Source organism: Bradyrhizobium sp. SZCCHNR1043, from assembly GCF_032489675.1.
Classification (GTDB): Bacteria; Pseudomonadota; Alphaproteobacteria; order Rhizobiales; family Xanthobacteraceae; genus Bradyrhizobium.
Window position 1 is genome coordinate 153537 of sequence record NZ_JAUEYN010000014.1, and the last position, 20927, is coordinate 174463.

Annotated in this window: 15 protein-coding genes; 8 read left to right on the plus strand and 7 right to left on the minus strand. The window is 65.1% G+C overall.

The window, feature by feature from the left end; translation table 11 throughout:
• The first annotated feature begins 100 nt into the window (after positions 1–100).
• Positions 101–1024: a LysR family transcriptional regulator gene (locus tag QX039_RS24430; protein WP_315772619.1), complete on the plus strand. Its 924-nt coding sequence runs from the start codon at positions 101–103 to the stop codon at positions 1022–1024.
• Here the strand turns inward: QX039_RS24430 and QX039_RS24435 are convergent.
• Together QX039_RS24435 and QX039_RS24440 are read right to left on the minus strand one after the other, a co-directional pair.
• Positions 1005–1865, minus strand: coding sequence for a prephenate dehydratase (locus tag QX039_RS24435; RefSeq protein ID WP_315734654.1), 861 nt, complete (start codon positions 1863–1865; stop codon positions 1005–1007). The two genes, QX039_RS24430 and QX039_RS24435, sit on opposite strands and share 20 nt — an antisense overlap.
• A 21-nt stretch (positions 1866–1886) precedes the next feature.
• Entirely contained in the window at positions 1887–2627 is a 741-nt protein-coding gene (locus QX039_RS24440; RefSeq protein WP_315772617.1) for a 3-deoxy-manno-octulosonate cytidylyltransferase, read from the minus strand.
• 255 nt (positions 2628–2882) lie between these two features.
• Here QX039_RS24440 and QX039_RS24445 point away from each other — a divergent pair, with 255 nt between their 5' ends.
• From QX039_RS24445 to QX039_RS24470, 6 genes are all read left to right on the plus strand, one after another.
• Positions 2883–3431 (plus strand): c-type cytochrome, encoded by a 549-nt coding sequence (locus tag QX039_RS24445; RefSeq protein WP_315734650.1) that lies wholly within the window; start codon positions 2883–2885, stop codon positions 3429–3431.
• Between the two features lie 324 nt (positions 3432–3755).
• On the plus strand, positions 3756–5657 hold the full coding sequence (locus QX039_RS24450; protein ID WP_315772615.1) for an extracellular solute-binding protein: 1902 nt from the start codon (positions 3756–3758) through the stop codon (positions 5655–5657).
• On the plus strand, positions 5654–7531 hold the full coding sequence (locus QX039_RS24455; RefSeq protein WP_315772614.1) for an extracellular solute-binding protein: 1878 nt from the start codon (positions 5654–5656) through the stop codon (positions 7529–7531). The genes QX039_RS24450 and QX039_RS24455 overlap by 4 nt, the downstream gene beginning before the upstream one ends.
• Before the next feature lie 3 nt (positions 7532–7534).
• Entirely contained in the window at positions 7535–8647 is a 1113-nt protein-coding gene (locus QX039_RS24460; protein WP_315734646.1) for a microcin C ABC transporter permease YejB, read from the plus strand.
• Positions 8647–9825 carry an ABC transporter permease gene (locus QX039_RS24465; RefSeq protein ID WP_315734644.1) on the plus strand — a complete coding sequence of 393 codons (1179 nt, stop codon included), beginning with the start codon at positions 8647–8649 and terminating at the stop codon, positions 9823–9825. Before QX039_RS24460 ends, QX039_RS24465 begins: the two co-directional genes overlap by 1 nt.
• A gap of 5 nt (positions 9826–9830) precedes the next feature.
• Entirely contained in the window at positions 9831–11468 is a 1638-nt protein-coding gene (locus QX039_RS24470; protein ID WP_315735685.1) for an ABC transporter ATP-binding protein, read from the plus strand.
• Positions 11469–11928: 460 nt separating this feature from the next.
• Here the strand turns inward: QX039_RS24470 and QX039_RS24475 are convergent, their stop codons facing one another.
• The 5 genes from QX039_RS24475 to QX039_RS24495 all read right to left on the minus strand — a co-directional run bounded on the left by QX039_RS24475 (position 11929) and on the right by QX039_RS24495 (position 19924).
• Positions 11929–12735, minus strand: a complete 807-nt coding sequence (locus tag QX039_RS24475; RefSeq protein WP_315734642.1) for a DsbA family protein — start codon at positions 12733–12735, stop codon at positions 11929–11931.
• 87 nt (positions 12736–12822) lie between these two features.
• Complete coding sequence (locus QX039_RS24480; protein ID WP_315734641.1) at positions 12823–15354, minus strand: hypothetical protein; 2532 nt, start codon at positions 15352–15354, stop codon at positions 12823–12825.
• On the minus strand, positions 15351–16535 hold the full coding sequence (locus tag QX039_RS24485) for a hypothetical protein (protein WP_315734640.1): 1185 nt from the start codon (positions 16533–16535) through the stop codon (positions 15351–15353). Before QX039_RS24485 ends, QX039_RS24480 begins: the two co-directional genes overlap by 4 nt.
• A gap of 1174 nt (positions 16536–17709) precedes the next feature.
• The gene (locus tag QX039_RS24490) at positions 17710–18549 is read right to left on the minus strand and encodes an NlpC/P60 family protein (RefSeq protein ID WP_315734638.1); all 840 of its coding nucleotides are present in this window, start codon (positions 18547–18549) and stop codon (positions 17710–17712) included.
• Positions 18542–19924: a leucyl aminopeptidase family protein gene (locus QX039_RS24495; protein ID WP_315734636.1), complete on the minus strand. Its 1383-nt coding sequence runs from the start codon at positions 19922–19924 to the stop codon at positions 18542–18544. The genes QX039_RS24490 and QX039_RS24495 overlap by 8 nt, the downstream gene beginning before the upstream one ends.
• Positions 19925–20117: 193 nt before the next feature.
• Between QX039_RS24495 and QX039_RS24500 the strand changes: the two genes are divergently transcribed.
• Complete coding sequence (locus tag QX039_RS24500; protein WP_315772612.1) at positions 20118–20927, plus strand: tetratricopeptide repeat protein; 810 nt, start codon at positions 20118–20120, stop codon at positions 20925–20927.

Genomic DNA, 20927 nt, shown 5'->3' on the forward strand with positions numbered 1-20927 from the left:
GGATCACTCCGGGTTGGTTGTTGAGACGCCCCGAAAATAGCGATCCATATGCGAGCCAATAGACGCTATAAATGGACATGTCGTCTCATTGGTGGAACAGATGGATCTGCTGGCGCTCGCCGATTTCACACTGGTCGCCCGTCACGGCGGCTTTGGCCGCGCCGCCCGCGCCAGCGGTCGCCCCAAGGCGACGCTGTCGCGCCGGGTCGCCGAGCTGGAGGCGAGCCTCGACATCAGGCTGATCGAGCGCGGCGGGCGCGCGCTGAGGCTGACCGAGGAGGGACGGGCGCTGTTCGAGCGGGCGGGCGCTCTGCTCACCGAGCTCGACGAGACCGTGGCTGCGATCTCCTCGGGCGGCGACACGCCGCGCGGCCGCCTGCGGATCAGCGCGCCGCTGCTGTTCTCGCAAACCGCGATGGGCAAGCTCGCCGCGTCGTTCGCGCTTCGATATCCCGAGGTCCGGCTCGACGTGACGACCGACGACCGGGCCGTCGACATGGTCGAGGAGGGCTATGATCTGGTGATCCGGGTCAATCCCGATCCCGATGACAGCCTGGTCGGGCGCATCTTCCTGCGCGACCAGATGGTGGTCGTGGCGAGCCCAGCCCTGACGAGGCCGGCGGACGGCGCGCGCGTTCCTGCTGTCGTTCGCAGCACCGAGCAGATCGCAGCGTGGGACGTCACGACTGCAACGGGACGATCGCGCATCGCAATCGATCCGATCCTGCGGCTGTCATCGCTGATCATGGTGCGCGATGCGGTCCGTGCCGGGGTCGGCGCCGCATGCCTGCCGCTCTCGCTCGCCAGCCACGACCTCGCTGCAGGCCGGCTCGTGCAGTGGGCGGATCTCGACGCGCCAGCGGTTGCGCTGTGGGCGCTGTATCCGTCGCGGCGGCTGTTGAGCGCGCGCGTCTTCGCCTTTCTCGACCATCTGAAGCAGGCGTTCCCGATGGGAACGCCGGCCGAGCTGGCGGCCTATCTGGAGCCGCGAGATGACGGTCCGATCACTCCATCCGCTCGCTGAATGTCGCGCGGAACGGGTGCGCCGGATAGACGCCGACGATGCGCAGCTCGCGGGAGAAGAACTTCAGCTCCTCCAGCGCGAAAGCGAGGCCCTTGTCGTTCGGGTGGCCGTCGACATCGGCATAGAATTGCGTGGCGAAGAAGTTGCCGTCGACCATGTAGCTTTCGAGCTTGGTCATGTTGACGCCGTTGGTAGCGAAGCCGCCGAGCGCCTTGTAGAGCGCAGCCGGCAGGTTGCGCACGCGGAACACGAAGCTCGTGACCAGCGGCCCGGAATTCTGCTCCGCCCACTGCTCCTGGCGCGCCAGCACCACGAAACGCGTCGTGTTGTGGGCTTCGTCCTCGATGTCCTCGGCGAGGATGTCGAGGCCGTAGATCTCGGCCGCCAGCCGCGAGGCGATCGCCGCGACGCTCCTGTCGCCGCGCTGGGAGACGTCCCGCGCGCTGCCCGCGGTGTCGCCGGCCACGATCGGCCGGACGCCGAGCTGGCGGATGATGCGGCGACACTGGCCGAGCGCGTGGACGTGGCTTTCGACGGTCTTGATGTCGGCGAGCTTGGTGCCCTTCAGCGCCATCAACTGGTGGCGGACCGGCAGGAACCACTCGCCGATGATGTAGAGGCCCGAGGCCGGCAGCAGATGGTGGATGTCGGCGACGCGGCCGGCGACCGAATTCTCGATCGGGATCATGCCGAGATCGGCCTCGCCGGAGGAGATCGCGCTCAGCGCGTCCTCGAAGGTTGCGCAGGGCATGGCCTCGGCGGTCGGATAGGCCTCGGAGATGGCGATGTGGGAATTGGCTCCCGGCTCGCCCTGGAATGCGATTTTCAAGATCTTGCTCATGTGGGGCCTTGTAGCAGCAGCTTAAGACTTGGACAGCAGCCGGCGTGCGGTTTCGAGATCGGCCGGGGTGTCGACGCCGCGGGGCACGGCGTCGACGACCATCACGTCGATGCGCATGCCGGCTTCCAGCGCCCGCAGCTGTTCCAGCTTCTCCTGCTGCTCCAGCGGCGACGGCGGCAGGCTGACGAAGCGCTCCAGCGCCGCCCGGCGGTAGGCGTAGAGGCCGATATGATGGTAGCGCGGTCCGTCGCCATGCGGCGCCGTGGCCCGGGTGAAGTACAGCGCGCGCATGCGCCGCCCGCCGAGAGGCGACCCGACCGCCTTGACGACGTTCGGATTGAGGCTCTCCTCCTCGGTGTGGATCTGCGCGGCAAGGGTCGCGATGTCGACGGCGGGATCCTCGAGCGGGGGCAGCACGTCGCTGATGTTCTGCGGGTCGATGGTCGGAAAGTCGCCCTGCAGGTTGACCACGATCTCGGCCTCGCGGGCCGGGTCGAGCTTGCACATGGCCTCGTAGATACGGTCGGACCCGGAGGGATGATCCGGCCTGGTCATCACCACCTCGCCGCCCGCGGCCGTGACGGCCGCAGCAATCTCGGGCGTGTCGGTGGCGACGGCCACCCGCCCGATCGCGGCCTCCTGCGCGCGCCGGAGCACCTGCACGATCATCGGCTGGCCGGCGATGTCGAGCAGCGGCTTGCCCGGCAGGCGGGTCGACGCCATGCGGGCGGGAATCAGCACGAGAATTCGGGATTTGGTCATCCGGGAACGGCAGGTCGGAGCCGGTCGCAACAGCGCGGGCCGGACTGGATGGGGACAGCAGAAGCGGCCCGCTTATACGGGTTGCCAGAGCACGGGCAAACCGATATCTCACTTCTGCCGCAGGGGGAGGCGCGACGGCTCGATTCCGCTCGATGCCTTGACGAGTCCTTATCTCGACTCCTGGGGCGATTCGCGGTCGCGGCCTCGCGGCCTCCGACAGAACAATGAAATCCGCCCTCGGAGCCTGATTCCAAGATGGACTCCTTCGAACTGAACAAAATCATCGGCGCCGTGCTGGCTGCCTGTCTGGTCGTGCTGGTCACGAGCTTCTCCGCTGGCGCGATCTTCGCGCCGAAAATGCCGGAGAAGCCGGGTTTTGAGATCGCCGTGAAGGAGGCCGAGGGCGCCGCCAAGGGTGGCGCGGCGCCGGCCGCGGCCGAGCCGATCGAGAAGCTGCTGCAGACCGCCTCGGTCGAGAAGGGCGCTGCCGCCGCCAAGAAGTGCGCGGCCTGCCACACCTTCGCGAAGGGCGAGAAGAACGGCGTCGGTCCCAACCTCTACGGCATCGTCGGCGACAAGATTGGCGAAGGCCGCGGCTTCAACTTCTCGGCGGCGATGAAGGCCAAGGGCGGCACCTGGACGATCGACGACCTCAACAAGTTCATCGCCAATCCGAAGGGCTACATCCCGGGCACCGCGATGGGCTTCGCCGGTATCCAGAAGGACTCGGAGCGGGCCGACGTGCTGGCCTATCTGAACTCGCTGGCCGACAGCCCGGCGCCGCTGCCCACCGCAGCCAAGTGATCGGCTGCTGACCCACCAGTTTCCGACGGCCGGGCCCCAAGCCCGGCCGTTCTGCTTTGCGGGGCGAATTTCGCCGCATTTGGGACCTTTGGTCGCATCCACCTCGTTCACAACCCGGTATCATGAGGAAAAAGCAAGGTTATTGGTCGAAACCTTGCCGTATATTGGTCCCCTGAATGGAACGGGTTCGCGGGCCGGAGCACCTCGCTGAGGCCGGCGAAACCTGCCCTTGCGAATTGGGTTACGATCAGACGTTGGATCTGGGAGCAGCAGCGGCCACGGCTACCACCTGCTTCAAGCGGTCTTATTCAGAGGAAGTCTCATTTGACGATTACCCGACGACAGCTCCTGCAGAGCAGCGTGCTCGCTGCGATGACCCCGGCGCTCGGCACGGCGGCCAGCCTTGCCCCTCTCGACGCCGCCCGGGCGCAGGGCGGTGAAGATCCAGCTTGGCGTCATGCGCTATCACTGTTTGGGGATGTCAAATATCCGGTGGACTTCAAACGTTACGACTACGTCAACCCCGATGCGCCCAGGGGAGGACAGGTCCGTTTCAGCCCGGCCGGTACGTTCGACAACTTCAATCCCGTCGTTGCCGGCGTTAAGGGAGCGCTGGGGGTCGGGATTTCTTATGTCTACGAGACGCTCACGACGGGTTCTCTCGACGAGGCGTCGACCGAGTATGGACTGCTGGCTGAAAGCGTGAAGCATCCGTCTGATTATTCCTGGGTCATCTATCGCCTGAGGCCCGAAGCCAGATGGCACGATGGCGTTCCGGTCACGCCGGCCGATGTGATCTTCTCGCTCGATGCGTTCAAGAAGAACCATCCGCGCTACAGCGCTTATTATCAGCATGTCGTGCGCGCCGAGGTGGTCGGCGAGCGCGACATCAAGTTCACCTTCGATGGGCCGGGCAATCGCGAACTGCCTCAGATCGTTGGCCAGCTGATGGTGCTTCCGAAGCATTGGTGGGAGGGCACCGACGCGCAGGGACGCAAGCGCGACATCGCCGCGACCACGCTGGAGGTCCCGCTCGGCTCAGGACCCTACCGGATCAAGGAGTTCGTCGCCGGGCGCACGATCGTTCTGCAGCGAGTGAACGACTGCTGGGCTCGCAACCTCAATGTCAATGTCGGCCGCTACAATTTCGATGAGCTGCGCTTCGACTATGTGCGCGATAGCCTGGTCGCGCTCGAAGCCTTCAAGGGCGATCAGTCCGATTGGCGCACCGAGAACTCGGCGAAGAACTGGGCAACCGCGTATGATTTCCCTGCGCGCAAGGACCAGCGCGTCGTGATCGAGGAGTTTCCCAATCGCAGCTCCGGCGTGATGCAGGCATTCGTGCCGAACAGCCGACGTGATCTGTTCAAGGACGCCCGGGTGAGGCGCGCGCTGAATTTCGCATTCGACTATGAGGAGATGAACAAGCAGCTCTTCTATGGTCAGTACAAGCGTATCTCTAGCTATTTCGATGGCACCGAGCTGGCGTCGTCCGGGCTGCCCCAGGACATGGAGCTCGAGATCCTTGAGAGCGTCCGCGCGGAAGTTCCGGCCGAATTGTTCACGGCGGAGTACACCAATCCTGTCGGCGGCAGCACCGAAGCGGTGCGTCGCAACCTGCTTGAAGCGCAGAGGCTGATGAAGGAAGCAGGCTACGAAGTTCGTGATCGCAAGCTCGTCAACGCGACCAGCGGCGCGCCAGCCACCATCGAGCTGCTCGCCGACGCCGATGATCCGGCCTTCGAGCGGGTGGCGTTGTTCTACAAGCCATCACTCGAGCGGGTTGGCTTTACCGTGATTGTCCGCAAGGTGGATTCGGTTCAGTTCGAGAACCGTATTCGCAATTGGGATTTTGACATGGTCGTGCATTCCTGGCCAGAGTCGCTTTCGCCCGGCAACGAACAACGCGAGTTCTGGGGATCGAAAGCTGCCTCGATGGTCGGATCGCAGAACTTAGCAGGAATCCAGAACCCAGCGATCGACAAGTTGATCGATCGGGTCATCTTTGCCAAGAGCCGTGATGAACTGGTCGCGGCCACGCGCGCGCTGGATCGCGTGCTGCTGTGGAACCATTATGTCGTGCCGCAATGGAATTATCCGAAGCAGCGGACAGCGCGATGGGACCGTTTCTCTCGCCCCGAAAAGCTGCCGAAATATGGGATGGCGAGTTTTCCCGACATCTGGTGGTACGACGCCGACAAGGCTGCCAAGGTGAAGCGCTCTTGAGCACGCTCTATCACCTGTCGCGCCGCGGCGTGCTCGGGCTTGGGTTCGGCGCGCTCAGCGTCCCCCTCCTGAAGCCGGCCATGGCTGCGGAGTTCGGCGCAGACTCGCACGGCACGTCGGCGTTCGGAGACCTGAAATACCCGGCCGATTTCCACCATTTCGATTACGTCAATCCGGATGCGCCGAAGGGCGGGCTGTTCTCGCTGATCCCGTCGGTGCGCGCCTACAACCAATCCTATCAGACCTTCAACTCGTTCAATGCCTACGTCCTGAAAGGTGAGGGCGCGCAGGGCATGGACATGACGTTCGCGTCGCTGATGGTGCGCGCCAGCGACGAGCCGGATGCGGTCTATGGCCTGGTCGCGAAGTCGGTCGCGATCTCGCCGGACAAGCTGACCTATCGCTTCACGCTGCGTCCCGAGGCGCGCTTTCACGACGGGTCCAAGATCACGGCCCACGACGTCGCCTTCTCGCTGAATACCTTGAAGGAGAAGGGCCATCCGCTGATCGTCGTGCAGTTGCGCGACTTCGTGAAGGCCGAGGCGCTCGACGATGCGACGGTCGTGGTGAGCTTCGTCGAGAAGCGCGCCCGCGATGTGCCGCTCTATGTCGTGACCCTGCCGATCTTCTCGAAGGCCTGGTACGCCAATCGCGCCTTCGACGAGGGGCCGCTCGACGTGCCGCTCGGCTCGGGGCCGTACAAGGTCGGCAAGTACGAGATCAACCGCTATGTCGAGTTCGAGCGCGTCAAGGACTGGTGGGCGGCCGACCTGCCGGTCAGCCGCGGCATGTATAATTTCGACATCGTGCGCTACGAGTTCTATCGCGACCGCGACGTCGCCTTCGAGGGCTTCACCGCCAAGAGCTATCTGTTCCGCGAGGAGTTCACCTCGCGCATCTGGGCGACGCGCTACGACTTCCCGGCGATCAAGGACGGCCGCGTCAAGCGCGAGCTCTTGCCGGACGAGACGCCGTCGGGCGGGCAGGGCTGGTTCATCAACACCCGCCGCGATAAGTTTCGGGATCCGCGCGTCCGCCAGGCGTTGACCTACGCGTTCGACTTCGAATGGACCAACAAGACCATCATGTACGGCGCCTATGCGCGCACCGTGTCGCCGTTCCAGAATTCCGACATGGTCGCGGTCGGACCGCCGTCGGCGGAAGAGCTGAAGCTGCTCGAGCCGTTCCGCGGCCAGGTGCCTGACGATGTGTTCGGCGAGCCGTTCGTGCCGCCGGTCTCGGACGGCTCCGGCCAGGATCGCGCGCTGCTGCGCAAGGCCATGCAGCTCTTGCTGCAGGCCGGCCTGCCGGTCAAGGACGGCAAGCGACTGCTGCCGTCCGGCGAGGTGTTCGCGATCGAGTTCCTGATCGACGAGGTCTCGTTCAAGCCGCACCACGGCACCCTGATCAAGAACCTGCAGACGCTCGGCATCGATGCCGAATTGCGCATCGTCGACGCCGTGCAATATCGCGCGCGGGTCGAGGACTTCGACTTCGACATCGCCATTCAACGCATGTCGATGTCGCCGACCCCCGGCGACGGCCTCAGGGCTTACTTCACCTCGGACACGGCAAAGACCAAGGGCTCCTACAATCTCGCAGGGATCAGCAATCCCGCGATCGACGCGCTGGTCGCCAAGGCGATCGCCGCGGAAAGCCGCAGCGAGCTGACCTTGGCCTGCCGGGCGCTCGACCGCGTGTTCCGCGCCGGCCACTACTGGATACCGCAATGGTATCGCCAGACCCACCCGATCGCCTATTGGGATCAGTTCAATCACCCGCCGAAGCCGCCGAAATACGCCTCGGGCGTCGGCGCCCCCGACATCTGGTGGTACGATGCCGCCAAGGCCGTAAAGCTGGAGCAGGCGAAGTAGTTCATGGCCGCCTATATTGCCCGTCGCATCTTGCTGATGCTCCCGACCCTGCTCGGGATCCTCTTCATCTCCTTCGTCGTGGTGCAGTTCGCGCCGGGCGGTCCGGTGGAGCGCGTCATCGCGCAATTGACCGGCGCCGACACCGGCGGCACCTCGCGCATTTCTGGCGGCAGCGGTTCGGATTTCGGCGCGCGTCCGCCGGGACAGGTCGGATCCGGCGGCGAGCTGAACTCGAAATATCGCGGCGCGCAGGGGCTCGATCCCGCCTTCATCAAGCAGCTCGAAAAGCAGTTCGGCTTCGACAAGCCGGCGCCGGAGCGGTTCGCGCTGATGGTCTGGAACTTCGCGCGCTTCGATTTCGGCAAGAGCTATTTCCGTGACACCAGCGTGCTGCAGCTCATCAAGGAGAAGCTGCCGGTGTCGATGTCGCTCGGCCTCTGGATGACCCTGCTGACCTATTTGATCTCGATTCCCCTGGGGATTCGCAAGGCGGTGCAGGACGGCTCGCGCTTCGACGTCTGGACCTCCGCCGTGATCATCGTCGGCTACGCCATTCCGGGCTTCCTGTTCGCGATCCTTCTGATCATCCTGTTCGCTGGCGGCTCGTTCCTCAACATCTTCCCGCTGCGCGGGCTGACCTCGGATGGCTGGTCGGACTTCCCGTGGTATTGGAAGATCATCGACTATTTCTGGCATCTCACTTTGCCGCTGGTGTCGATGGCGCTCGGCGCCTTCGCGACCATGACGCTGCTGACCAAGAACTCCTTCCTCGACGAGATCCGCAAGCAATATGTCATGACGGCGCGCGCCAAGGGCTGCAGCGAGAACCAGGTGCTGTACGGCCACGTCTTCCGTAACGCCATGCTGATTGTGATCGCCGGCTTTCCCGGCACCTTCATCCACGCGTTCTTTTCCGGCTCGCTGCTGATCGAGACGATCTTCTCGCTGGATGGGCTCGGCCTGCTCTCGTTCGAGAGCATTCTCAATCGTGATTATCCTGTCGTGTTCGGCAATCTCTTCATCTTTTCGCTGCTCGGCCTCGCGATCAACCTGGTCTCGGATCTGACCTACATGTGGATCGATCCGCGGATCGACTTCGAGGCGCGGGAGGTCTGATGACGATCACGGCCCCCCCTCCGGTCGAGACCACGGCGCAGGCTCCGCTCGGCGAGGCTGTGCCGCCGACGCGGCATCGTTTCCGGCCGTCGCCGCTGAATCAGCGCCGCTGGCAGAACTTCAAGGCCAACGGCCGCGGCTACTGGTCGCTGTGGCTGTTTCTGTTTCTGTTCATCGTCTCGATGTTCGCCGAGCTGATCGCCAACGACCGGCCGTTCCTGATCAGGTTCGACGGCCACCTTTATTTCCCGGCGTTCGTCACCTATCCGGAAACGGCATTCGGCGGCGACTTCGAGACCGCCGCGGACTATCGTGATCCGTATTTGCAGAAGCTGATTGCGGACAAGGGCGGCACGGTGGTCTGGCCGCTGGTCCGCTACTCCTACGCCACGCACAATCTCGATCTGCCGACGCCGGCGCCATCGCCGCCGACCTGGATGCTGACGGAGGCACAGTGCAAACCCGTGGTCGAGAAGAAGGGGCTGAAGAGCTGCCGGGATCTCGAATACAACTGGCTCGGCACCGACGACCAGGGCCGCGACGTCGTCGCACGGCTGATCTACGGCTTCCGCATCTCGGTGTTGTTCGGCCTGTCGCTGACGTTCTTCTCCTCGATCATCGGCATCGCCGCCGGCGGCGTGCAGGGCTATTTCGGCGGCTGGGTCGATCTTCTGTTCCAGCGCTTCATCGAGATCTGGAACGCCATTCCCTATCTCTATCTGCTCCTGATCCTGTCCGCGGTGCTGGTGCCCGGCTTCTTCACGCTGCTCGGGATCATGCTGCTGTTCTCATGGGTCTCGCTGGTCGGCCTGGTGCGGGCTGAATTCCTGCGCGGCCGCAATTTCGAGTACATCCAGGCGGCGCGCGCGCTCGGCGTCTCCAATGCCGTGATCATGGTCCGCCATCTCCTGCCGAACGCGATGGTCGCGACCATGACGTTCCTGCCCTTCATCGTGTCGAGCTCGGTGATGACCTTGACCGCGCTCGACTTTCTCGGCTTCGGCCTGCCGCCGGGATCGCCGTCGCTGGGCGAGATGCTGTCGCAGGCCAAGTCCAACGTGCAGGCGCCGTGGCTCGGTCTCACAGGCTTCTTCTCCGTCGCGATCATGCTGTCGCTGCTGATCTTCATCGGCGAGGCCGTGCGCGACGCGTTCGACCCGCGCAAGACGTTCAGGTGACCGACATGGATGCGATCAGCCAGCCGCTGCTCTCGGTCAGCGATCTCTCGGTGGCCTTTCATCAGCAGGGCCGCCTGTCGACCGCCGTCGACCATGTCTCGTTCGAGATCAAGCGCGGCGAGTGCGTCGCCCTGGTCGGCGAGTCCGGCTCGGGCAAGTCGGTCAGCGCGCTGTCGGTGCTGAAGCTGCTGCCCTATCCGGTCGCCTCACATCCGTCGGGCAGCATCCATTTCAAGGGCCGCGATCTCCTGCCGTTGTCCGAACGCGAGATGCGCGAGATCCGCGGCAGCGACATCTCCATCATCTTCCAGGAGCCGATGACCTCGCTCAATCCGCTGCACACGATCGAGCGGCAGATCGGCGAGATCCTGCAACTGCATCGGCCGATCTCGAACAGTGCGGCGCGGACGCGCACGCTCGAGCTCTTGACCCAGGTCGGCATTCCCGAGCCGGAGACGCGGCTCGGCAGCTATCCGCATCAGCTCTCCGGCGGCCAGCGCCAGCGCGTGATGATCGCGATGGCGCTCGCCAACGAGCCGGCCCTGCTGATCGCCGACGAGCCGACCACAGCGCTCGACGTCACCGTGCAGGCGCAGATCCTGGCGCTGCTCGCCGATATCCGGGCACGCCTCGGCATGAGCCTTCTGTTCATCACCCACGATCTCGGCATCGTCCGCCGCATCGCCGATCGGGTCTGCGTCATGAACGGCGGCAAGATCGTCGAGCAGGGCCCGGTCGAGCAGGTGTTCACCGCGCCGGCTCATCCCTACACCAAGGCGCTGCTCGCCGCCGAGCCGAAGCCGGACCCGGCGCCGCCGCGACCCGATTCGCCGGTGGTCATGCAGGCCAAGGATCTCAAGGTCTGGTTTCCGATCAAGCGCGGCTTTTTTCGCTCGACCGTCGGTCACATCAAGGCCGTGGACGGCGTCAGCCTTGCCGTGCGCAAGGGCGAGACGCTCGGCGTCGTCGGCGAATCCGGCTCGGGCAAGACCACGCTCGGGCTGGCGCTGCTGCGGCTGATTTCCTCCGACGGCCTCATCGTCTTCCTCGGGAAGGAGCTGCAGGGGCTGTCCTTCAAGGAGGTCCGCCCGTTCCGCCGCGACATGCAGATCGTGTTTCAGGATCCGTTCGGCGCCTTGAGCCCGCGCATGTCGGTCGGCGACATCATCGCCGAGGGACTGAGCGTGCATCAGCCGAAACTGACGGATGAGGAGCGCGAGGCCAAGGTCGTCAAGGCGCTCAAGGAGGTCGGGCTCGATCCGGAGACGCGCTTCCGCTATCCGCACGAATTCTCCGGCGGCCAGCGCCAGCGCATCTCGGTGGCCCGCGCGGTCGTGCTCGAGCCGAGCTTCGTCGTGCTGGACGAGCCGACCTCGGCGCTCGACATGCTGTTCCAGTCGCAGATGGTCGATCTCCTGCGCGATCTGCAGCGCAAGCGCGAGCTGACCTACATGTTCATCTCGCACGATCTGCGCGTGGTCGCCGCCCTCGCCTCCCATCTGATCGTGATGCGCAACGGCAAGGTCGTGGAGGAGGGGCCGGCGGTCGAGCTGTTCAAGGCGCCGAAGACCGACTACACCCTCGCGCTGTTCGCAGCGGCGTTCAGGAACGAGACGGCGGGGAATGGGACGGCGACGAGCTAGATGTCGCTTGTCGGCAGCCACTCTGCTGCAACTGATGGCGCGAATCCGGAGAGCGTGCCGTGACTGATGCTCCAGGACGTCCAGAATGGATTTCTGGAACCACGCATAAGGATTGGCTGCGTGACGGCTATCGCGTCACCGAAGAACAATGGGCTGATCTCGATTGGAATCGCGCCTGGGTCGATATGGGTCCGTCGCCGGCAGGCAACCTTGGCCCCTACTGGCACGTCCCGCTCAAGAGCGGAGAGACCGTGCACCGGCTCTATCCGAGGCTCCTGCCGCACCAGTCCTGCCCACCATGCGCGGTTTCCTCCTTTGGAGGCTTTCGGACGCCGGCCGCCCGAATGTGCCGCGCCGTCAATCATGCTGCCGGCATCCGAAGCCCTTCACAGCAGCGGACTCGCGCGCCGCACAAATCGAGACCTCGGGCGTCGATGCATATCTTCGCTATCGGAGCGTACTACTGGCGAGCCTGCTGAATTCTGGCCTTCAGCGTGGCAAGTCCGACCGCGCCGACGATGACATTGCCGCCGATGACATAGCTCGGCGTCCCGTTCAATCCCAATTTCTGCGCAAGATTGCCGCTCTCATCGAGGCTTTGGCGCACCTCCACGCTGTCCATGTCCTTTTCAAGCTGAGCAACGTCGAGACCGATCGTCTGCGCGATGGCCAGCGCGCGCGCCTTGTCGGCGGGTCCGCTGCTTTGGAGAAGCCGCTGATGAAAGTCGAGGTATTTCGCGCCCGTCGGGTCTTGCATGCGTACCGCTACCGCGACGCGCGCCGCCTCCAGCGAACCGGGGCCGAGGATCGGAAATTCCTTGAGCACGATCTTGAGCTTGGGGTCGCTCTTCAACAATTCGAGTATATCGCCGAGCGCACGCTTGCAGTAGCCGCAGCTGTAATCGAAGAACTCGACCAGGGTGACATCACCCAGCGGGTTGCCGAGCGTGACCTGGTGCGCTGACGCGAACAAGGCCGGCGCATTTTGCTTCACCAGTGCAGTCTTGTCGGAACCGGGCGCTGCCGCCGGTGTCGCGGCTTGCCGCTTCTTGATCAGGTCGGAGATGGCCTGTTGCACGGCCTCGGGGTGCTTGGCGAGGTAGTCCTTCACGACCTGCTCGATTTCTTCGGGATGGGTCGCTATATAGTCCTTGACGATCGCCTCGATGTCGCTGCGCGAACTCTCCGCTCGGCCGGGCTGCACGCAAAGCAAAGACAGCGTGAAGACGGCAGCCGCCGTGGCAACGCTACGGATCAAATTGGTCATCGGTCATCCTCCATATGGCTGCCGACTTCCGCAGTTGGCGTGCAGTAATGATTTGCGAATTCGTGTCCTCGTGCATCGCTGCTTCCTTCATCGTCGCGGCATCATCGTGCCGGGCGGGGGGACCGGTCTGAACCCCGGCATGCGCGGCGCAAATCGGCCGGCCGGCCGGCAGCGCGCGCCAAGCGGCCCCGGAATCCAACCGGGGGGGCAGACGATCGGGCGACCGACATCCGGCGCCCGCCGGTCCCGCGTCACCCCCGGTTTGCGTGCCACGCACACGCCGTTGGCATTGCGCCGCTCACCAGGTTGGCACGTCGTCGGCAGCTTCGGAATCACGGGGACGACCGTGGTGGACTTCTTCTCGATCTTCTTGGAGCACTGGCTTCGATCCTTTGGGTCGACCGGGGCCGCGCAGCACTCGCCGCTCGTCGTCAGATTCGCGGGCGCGCAGCATTTGCCATTCGCAGTCGGCAAGAAGCCCGAGGCGCAACACTGTGAAAGTCTCGGCAGCCAGTGCAGCGGTATGCATAGCGTGCCGTCGGGGCTCGCAATCTGGCCGGCCGGGCAGCACTGTCCCTTCGACGTCGCCTGGCTCTTGAGACAGCACTTGCCGGCGATCTTCACATAGCCGGGCGCACAGCAGCTGGGGCATTTCCAGTCCGGAATTTTCGGCTTCAACGGATCGCACACGCCGTTCACCACGGTCGTCCCGCAGCAAAGTTGTTGGCCAATCGGGCCGGAATAGATCTGGCTGTTCTCGCAGCATTCATTGTTCGGGCCGATCGCCGTCTGGTTGACGCCGCACATCGGCTTGGCGATATCAGTCGACGGATTGTTGTTCGAACAGATGCCCCTCGGCTGTAGGTCTTTGGGCGAGCAGCATTGGCCATTGACCAGAACATTGGGCGGGGCGCAGCTCGACGCGCAGCTCTTGGTCTTGATGATCCAGATCTGATTGGGCGGACAAACCGATCCGTCCGAACCGCAGACATGGGTCTTGCAGGTCTGCAGACCCGGCGGCTTCGGCATGCCGGCGGGAGGCGGCGCGCCGGCTGGACGCGGCGCAAGCCGTATCTGTGCGGCTTCCCTCGTACACGCGCGCAAGATGGCGATATCTCCCATGTGCCCGCGAGCTGATAGATCGGGCGGCGCGTCGGCATAGTCGATGAAGTAACTGAGCAGCGGTGGCTCATCGCCGCGGCGGATGCGCCAGATCGGATTCCCCTGCAGTCCGTCGATCGCAAGCGCGTCGTTCTGGCCGAGTTGAGCCACGAGCTTGGGATCGGTGGCGTGGCGCAATTGTTCGCCGGTGGTCCAGACGAAGCCGCCGCAGGAGGCCGGATTCATGGTACCGCCCATGTCGTAGCTGTAGCCGATCGCGACGCCGCCATTGCCATTGCGGAAACGTTCGGGGAATCCCACCGCATATTCGTCCGGCAAGGGCTGCCAGATCGGCTGCTTGATCTCAGTGACACCGATCAGCGTATAGCGCAGCACGCGGCCGATCGACGGCGCGGACAAGGCCTCGAAATCCTGCGCCCCGGTCGGCGCCGGCCGCTCGGCCAAAAACATCCGTCCCTCATCGTCGAAAGTAATCCTGGAGATCTCGGTGGGGCCGGCGGCGGACGGCGCGACGACTTCGATTCTGGCGTCCGCACCGAACGAGCCGTTCGCGTTGAGCCCGACCGACCACACCCGCAAGCCCTCGGCGACCGCGTAGTAGAGCCGGCGGTCGCGAATGGCGAGGCCGAACACTCGCCGATCCGGTGCCGCGTAGCCCCAGGTCTCGGGCTGCGCGCTGTCGAATTGAGGATTCGTAATATCGACGCCTGGCCCGGCCGGCGCCGGCGTCGTCGGAAGTCCCGCGGCTGCGTTGCCGGCGACGCCGTGATCATAGACACCGAGGTCGACGCCGTTCGGGCCGAAGCGATGGATCAGCCCGGTCTCACGGTCGGCGACGAACAGAGACTTGGTCGCCGGATCATAGGCCAATCCCCCGAGCGCCGCGCCCGAATTGGCCTTGTCGCCCGTGGTGACATTCGCGAACAGCGTCACCGCGCCGGTGGCGCCATTGATCTTCCAGATCGATCCCGGGCCGCCGCCCGGACCCCATTGTGCCGGCATGAAGGTCGCGCCGCTAGTCCCGAGCCTGACATGTTGCGGTCGACCTTCAGGTCCCGGCGCGACGATCGAGAGACCATAGGCGGATGTCGCCGCGACGTAAATGTTGGCGGGGGAACTGTCGTCCAGAGCGACGCCAAACACCTGCCCGATCGACTTCGCGCTGACGGTGAACGGCTTCGGCGCACCGACCAATTGCGCCTGGGGCGGACCGCCCATGCGTCTTAGATCGACGATGCGCAGCGACGGCCCTCCAGGATCGATGATGGTCCGAACGTCGGGATCCTGACCGGGCTCGATCTCGAACGGGCGAATAGCCCCGGAGAATCCGGTGACTGCAGCATCGCCGGGGGTGTAAACGCCGGGCGGCGTTTGCGCCGACGCGGGCCCCCCGAGTGCGAGAGGCAGGATCAGCAGCCAGGCGAGGCGCCGCATCGCACGGACGGCGGCTGTCAAGGACGTCTGTCGGCCAAGCTCGATCATGTCGGTCCGCCTCATTTCGGCTGCTTGGGCCGTGGCTCGCAGGAGCCGGTCTTGACGTTGGGCACGGTGTCCGGTGGGCAACATTCTCCACAATTGGTCATCTGCGCGGGATTGCAGCAGCTCCCGTCAAAGGCCATTCCCTGGCTCTTGTCGGAGCAGGGCGTGACACAGGGGCTGTTCTTGTCGCCGCCGAGTCTTGTTTGTCCGGCCGGGCAGGCCGCGGGCGGACACATGCCGTAGGGCGCAAAGCCGAAAACCGCCACCTGGTTGGTGTCGTCGCACAGGCACTCGGAGAGCCCGTCCGACTTCAACGCGCCGGGATGGGTGTCCTTCGGGCAATCGCACGAGAACACGTACTTGCTATCGCCGGATCCGGGGTTGGGGACCTGTTGCCAGTGCGGCACCATCGGTTTCGGACAGGTGCAGTAACTGCTCCCTGTGTGGCAGGCATAGGCGCCGGGATCCGTGACCACCAGCGTCCCGTCGCCGGTTTCCACCATGCCCACGCCATATCGATCGTATTGATCCTGATAGACGCCTTTGCTGGAAGGGCTGAAGATCGAGCCGGGGCCGCCGATGCCTTGACATTCCGGGTACCTCCACCACTCCATGTAATGTACTTTTTCGCACGTCGCGTTGATCGCGGCGCATGTGGCTTGAACAGGCGGAAGGACCTCGCAATCGCCGCAGGACTGCATGCCAAGCTTTTCCTGCCCCCAGCACAGCGCCTCCTGAAGACATGAGCCGACTTCGGAACCCAATCCAACGGTGCTCTGCTCGCTCTTGCAGGCGCATTTCACGACGTCTGCGGCCGCGCCAACGGCTGCGAGCTCCTTGGAAAGATCGCCGAGAACATTTTCTGCGATCGCGTTGCCAAAGATCGTGTTCAGCTTGCTGACGACTTGGTCGGCGTTGCCCTGCGCCTCTGCGCAGAATTGATTGACCAGGGCTTGCCCTTTCCCCGTGTCCGACCCTGACAAGGCGACGCCGCTGAGTGCTGCGGTCAGTGCAATCGCTGCGTAGCGGCTTGCGTCATTCTCATAGACCGACTTGCACACATATGCGGCGGACAGCGTCCCGATAAAGGCATCCGCGATGTCTTCTGGACTGCAGCCCGCCCGCGCCGGCGACGCCAGCAGAATCATCGCGGCGACGATGGCCGCTCCTTGAACCCGCCAGCGTCCTGCGCGCCCCATGATCCGCCCCTCTGTCGCATCAACGTGGCCCTTCTTCTCAATGTGGCCGTTCTTCTCAATTCCAGCCTTGCGCTAGATCAACAGAGGCGACGGCAGCCGCGCCATCAGCCGACTGCGCCAACCAGCGCCATCAGGATCGACACCTCGTGACCGTACAACCGCCATTCTGCAAAGCTGCTCGTCGTGCCCGCCGCTCATCGAGCGGCCCGGTGGAATGCGCCTCCGCACCAGTCCTGCCCACCATGCGCGGGTTCCTCCCTTGGAGGTTTTCGGACGCCGGCCGCCCGAATATGCCGCGCCGTCAATCATGCGGCCGGCATCCGAAACCCTTCACAGAAGCGGCAATCGTCTGCCGGGCACCAATCTGTCGCTATACTCTCGAGACCGGGCGAATTACCAAAAGCGCCGACAGTCAGAATCTCAGATCTCTTGGGCTGCGGCGAGAACCCACGCGATTGCGGGTGATTTGGCCGACGGGCGCGGTCCGCGAACGCCTGTCCAGTCCTCTCGCGAAAAATATTCATATTTCTTTTTTCCGGAAATCGTGCATACTCTGCCCCGTCCTGCCCCACGAGAGGGACGTACGCGTCGTCACGGACGTCGGGTGCGGGATGCGATGGCCGCGATGATGTTGCAGTGTGCATTCGCGCACCGACGAACGGTGTCATGCGGACGGCGAAGTCGTGTGGTCCTGGCGCCCCGATGCTGGCGTCAAGGTCGCGGGAGCCGATGAGGCCTGCGGCCGGCAGGGGCAAGAAAGCCGGTCCCTGGGGAGATCACGAAGTAAGTCGCAAAACATCGCGCAGGGAAGGCCGGATGTTCGGCCCGTACCTGTGGTGACTACCGCGTGCTTGTTGCACGCAACCACGGGTGCGGTCGGCACCCGGCCTTCCCTGCGCCCTCTCATGTTTTCGAGGGCGGATGATTGCGCAAAGCTCGGGCCCATGAGGCCGCGAGAATGCGGATGCTTGCCCTGCTGTTTGGCGCGGCCTGTTGCTGTTTGATAGGTATATCGGACTCTTGCGCCGCTCTCTCCGCGTCATTGCGAGCGCAGCGAAGCAATCCAGAGTCGAGGGCGGGACTCTGGATTGCTTCGCTTACGCTCGCAATGACGGAGGAGGGAGCCTGCGTCTCAAAACCTCATCGGGAGGACGCGCCAGCGCGATGAGGCGAGTCAATCCAGCCGCTTGATCGCGAGCACATCGCTCCCGCTCGCCTTGATACGGGCAATCGCTTCGCCGATCGGCTCGATCTGCGTGGCCATATGAAACGCGTTGGCGTGGACGATCGTGTCAGCATCGCGCACGATGGCGACGTGGCCCCTCCAGAACATCAGATCGCCGCGGCGAAGCGGCTCTCCCCCGTCGAGCAAGCGCCCCAGCGCGGCGAGCTGCATGTCGCTGTCGCGCGGGCACGGCACACCCGCAGCATTCAACGACACCTGCACCAGGCCGGAGCAGTCGATGCCGAGGCTGCTCTTGCCGCCCCACAGATAGGGCGTGCCGACGAAGCGTTCGGCGACCGCGACATAATCGGGCTCGATGGCACCGAGCAGCGCCACGTGCGGCTTCGGCACGAACCAGCCATCGGCCGTCACGGCGAAGCTCGCGTCCTCGCGCGCGACCGCGATGGTCGAGCCCATCAGCAGCGTCGCGACCGGCGGCAGTTTGATCGACGGTCCGGGGAACGCGAAGCTGCGCACGGCGCTGATCTTGTGCGTCGGTGCTACGGCGGGCGCCGCCAGCGCGGCCTCCGGCAGCCAGCCGACATAGCCGTCGGCCGCGAGCTGGCCCCAGGCCCAGCCCTCGCCGTTGCGATCATAGATCGTGACGCGCTCGCCCCTCAGCGCCTGCGTCGCCAGCTCGGCGCCGGAGAACGGCTGCTGGCGCAGCGGGGCGATGGAATCGGCGACCACCAGCATCTCGCCCTCGACGAAGCGCGCGGCCGTGACCTGGCCTTCGAGATGCTTCGCAGCGATGTCGCCGCGCGCAGGCGTGAGGCGCGGATCAGCCATAGCGCTCGCTCAGGAGCTTGTAGAGCGCACGCGCCGCCTGGCATTCGCCGCCCTCGGGCCGGCCCGGCTTGGCGGACGGCGTCCAGGCGAAGATGTCGAGATGCAGCCAGCTCTTCGCGTGCTCGACGAAGCGCTGCAGGAACAGCGCGCAGGTGATCGAGCCGGCGAAGCCGCCCGAGGGCGCGTTGTTGATGGTCGCGACCTTGGAGTCGAGCCACGAGTCGTACGGTGCCCACAGCGGCATGCGCCACAGCGGATCGTTCTCGGCGGCAGCGCAGCGCGCGACATCGGCTGCGAGCGCCTCGTCCTGGGTGTAGAATGGCGGCAAATCGGGACCGAGCGCGACGCGCGCCGCGCCGGTCAGCGTGCCCATGTCGATCAGCAGGTCGGGCTTGTCCTCGTCGGCCAGCGCCAGCGCGTCAGCCAGGACCAGCCGGCCCTCGGCATCGGTGTTGCCGATCTCGACCGTGATGCCCTTGCGCGAGGGAAACACGTCGAGCGGACGGAAGGCGTTGCCGGCGACCGCGTTCTCGACCGCTGGAATCAGCACGCGCAGATGCAGCTTGAGCTTGGCATCCATCACCATCTGCGCCAGCGCCAGCACGTTGGCGGCGCCGCCCATGTCCTTCTTCATCAGGAGCATGCTGCTCGACGGCTTCAGGTCGAGCCCGCCGGTGTCGAAGCAGACGCCCTTGCCGACCAGGGTCACCTTGGGATGTGATGGATCGCCCCAGACGAGCTCGATCAGGCGCGGCGCGCGGGTCGAGGCGCGGCCGACGGCATGGATCAGCGGATGGTTCGCTTGCAGCAGGTCGTCGCCGACGATGCTGGTGAAGCGGGCGCCGAAGCGGTCGGCGAGCTGCTTTGCAGCGGCCTCGAGCTCCTCGGGCCCCATGTCGTTGGACGGCGTGTTGACGAGGTCGCGCGCCAATGTCGCCGCGTCGGCAAGTCGGTTCAGCTCGGCGGCGTCGACGCCATCCGGCGGAACGAGGCGAACCTCCGGCGTCTCGGTCTTGCGGTAGCGGCCGAAGCGGTAGCTGCCGAGCGCGAAGGCGAGCGCCGCCAGCCGCGCATCATGGGGAGCATTGGCAAAGCGGTAGGTGCCCGCAGGCAGCAGGCCGGGCAGGGCGCCGGGCCGGAACAGATCGCGGTGCCCGGCGTCGTCGTCCTCGATGCCGAACAGGACCTGCGCGATGCGGCCGTCGGCGGCTGGCAGCGCCAGATAGCTGCCGGGCTTGGCGGTGTAGACGTTGGCCTCGGCGAAGTTGCGCGCTTCAACCGACAGGCTCTCCTTGATCCCCGGCCAGTTCGCCTTCGTCACGAAGGTGATCGGGATGGCGGACGTTGTGGAGGCGGTCTCGAACATCGACGGCATGCCTAATGGTTCCCTAACTGGCGCGCGGCAGCCAGACTTCGCAGAGTTTGGAGGCCGCTGCAATCGCGCCGGCCGCATCGCCTGCAAGCCGACGCAAATGTGACGGCTGCGCCTGGAACACGCCATTAACCGGCTGTTAGCGTTAACAGTTTATTGCTGGCGCGTTCAATTCGCCCGTTCGAGTCCAAGTGACATGCGTCAAGCGCCTCCCATTCCCCGGCTCCTCGCGTCCGTTGCCCTCGCCGCGCTCGTCGCTGCGGGCCTCGGCGGCTGCCAGACTATGTCCGACGTCACGGGCTCGCTGCGCAGCCGGGCCGAGCCGCCGCCGCCCGCGACCCCGCAGCGCGCGGTCGAGGTCTATGGCGAGCGCTACCGCGCCAACCCGAAGGATGCGGCCATCGCGCTCGCCTACGGCCAGGCGCTGCGCAACAACGGCCAGCGCGAGCAGGCGGTCGCCGTGCTCGAGCAGGCCACGCTCGCCAACGCCGGCAACAAGACCGTGCTCGCGGCCTACGGACGGGCGCTCGCCGACAACGGCAATTTCAAGCTGGCGTTCGACGTGCTGTCGCGCGCGCACTCGCCCGACAATCCCGATTGGAAGCTGCTGTCGGTGCAGGGCACCGTCTTGGACCAGATGGGCCGCCACGACGAGGCGCGGCGCTATTACGACAGCGCGCTGAAGATCGTGCCGGGCGAGCCCTCGGTGCTGTCCAATCTCGGCCTATCCTACATGCTGACACGGGAGCTGCCGAAGGCCGAGGAGGTGCTGCGCCAGGCCTACGGCTCGCAGCGGGCGGACGCGCGGGTGCGCCAGAACCTCGCGCTCGTCGTCGGCCTGCAGGGACGCTTCGCGGAGGCCGAGCAGATCGCACGGGCCGATCTGCCGCCGGACGAGGCCGCCGCCAACGTCGCCTATCTCAAGCAGATGATTCAGGGGCAGAGCCAGGGCAAGGGCAAGGCGCGCAACGCGGCGCCGATGGCCGCGCTCAACCCGCCGGACTGA

What these genes read in the sequence shown, in the direction of transcription:
- QX039_RS24430 (WP_315772619.1), top strand. Translation starts at nt 101, where the DNA reads ATGGATCTGCTGGCGCTCGCCGATTTCACACTGGTCGCCCGTCACGGC.
- QX039_RS24435 (WP_315734654.1), bottom strand. Translation starts at nt 1,865, where the DNA reads ATGAGCAAGATCTTGAAAATCGCATTCCAGGGCGAGCCGGGAGCCAAT.
- QX039_RS24440 (WP_315772617.1), bottom strand. Translation starts at nt 2,627, where the DNA reads ATGACCAAATCCCGAATTCTCGTGCTGATTCCCGCCCGCATGGCGTCG.
- QX039_RS24445 (WP_315734650.1), top strand. Translation starts at nt 2,883, where the DNA reads ATGGACTCCTTCGAACTGAACAAAATCATCGGCGCCGTGCTGGCTGCC.
- QX039_RS24460 (WP_315734646.1), top strand. Translation starts at nt 7,535, where the DNA reads ATGGCCGCCTATATTGCCCGTCGCATCTTGCTGATGCTCCCGACCCTG.
- QX039_RS24465 (WP_315734644.1), top strand. Translation starts at nt 8,647, where the DNA reads ATGACGATCACGGCCCCCCCTCCGGTCGAGACCACGGCGCAGGCTCCG.
- QX039_RS24470 (WP_315735685.1), top strand. Translation starts at nt 9,831, where the DNA reads ATGGATGCGATCAGCCAGCCGCTGCTCTCGGTCAGCGATCTCTCGGTG.
- QX039_RS24475 (WP_315734642.1), bottom strand. Translation starts at nt 12,735, where the DNA reads ATGACCAATTTGATCCGTAGCGTTGCCACGGCGGCTGCCGTCTTCACG.
- QX039_RS24480 (WP_315734641.1), bottom strand. Translation starts at nt 15,354, where the DNA reads ATGAGGCGGACCGACATGATCGAGCTTGGCCGACAGACGTCCTTGACA.
- QX039_RS24485 (WP_315734640.1), bottom strand. Translation starts at nt 16,535, where the DNA reads ATGGGGCGCGCAGGACGCTGGCGGGTTCAAGGAGCGGCCATCGTCGCC.
- QX039_RS24490 (WP_315734638.1), bottom strand. Translation starts at nt 18,549, where the DNA reads ATGGCTGATCCGCGCCTCACGCCTGCGCGCGGCGACATCGCTGCGAAG.
- QX039_RS24495 (WP_315734636.1), bottom strand. Translation starts at nt 19,924, where the DNA reads ATGCCGTCGATGTTCGAGACCGCCTCCACAACGTCCGCCATCCCGATC.
- QX039_RS24500 (WP_315772612.1), top strand. Translation starts at nt 20,118, where the DNA reads ATGCGTCAAGCGCCTCCCATTCCCCGGCTCCTCGCGTCCGTTGCCCTC.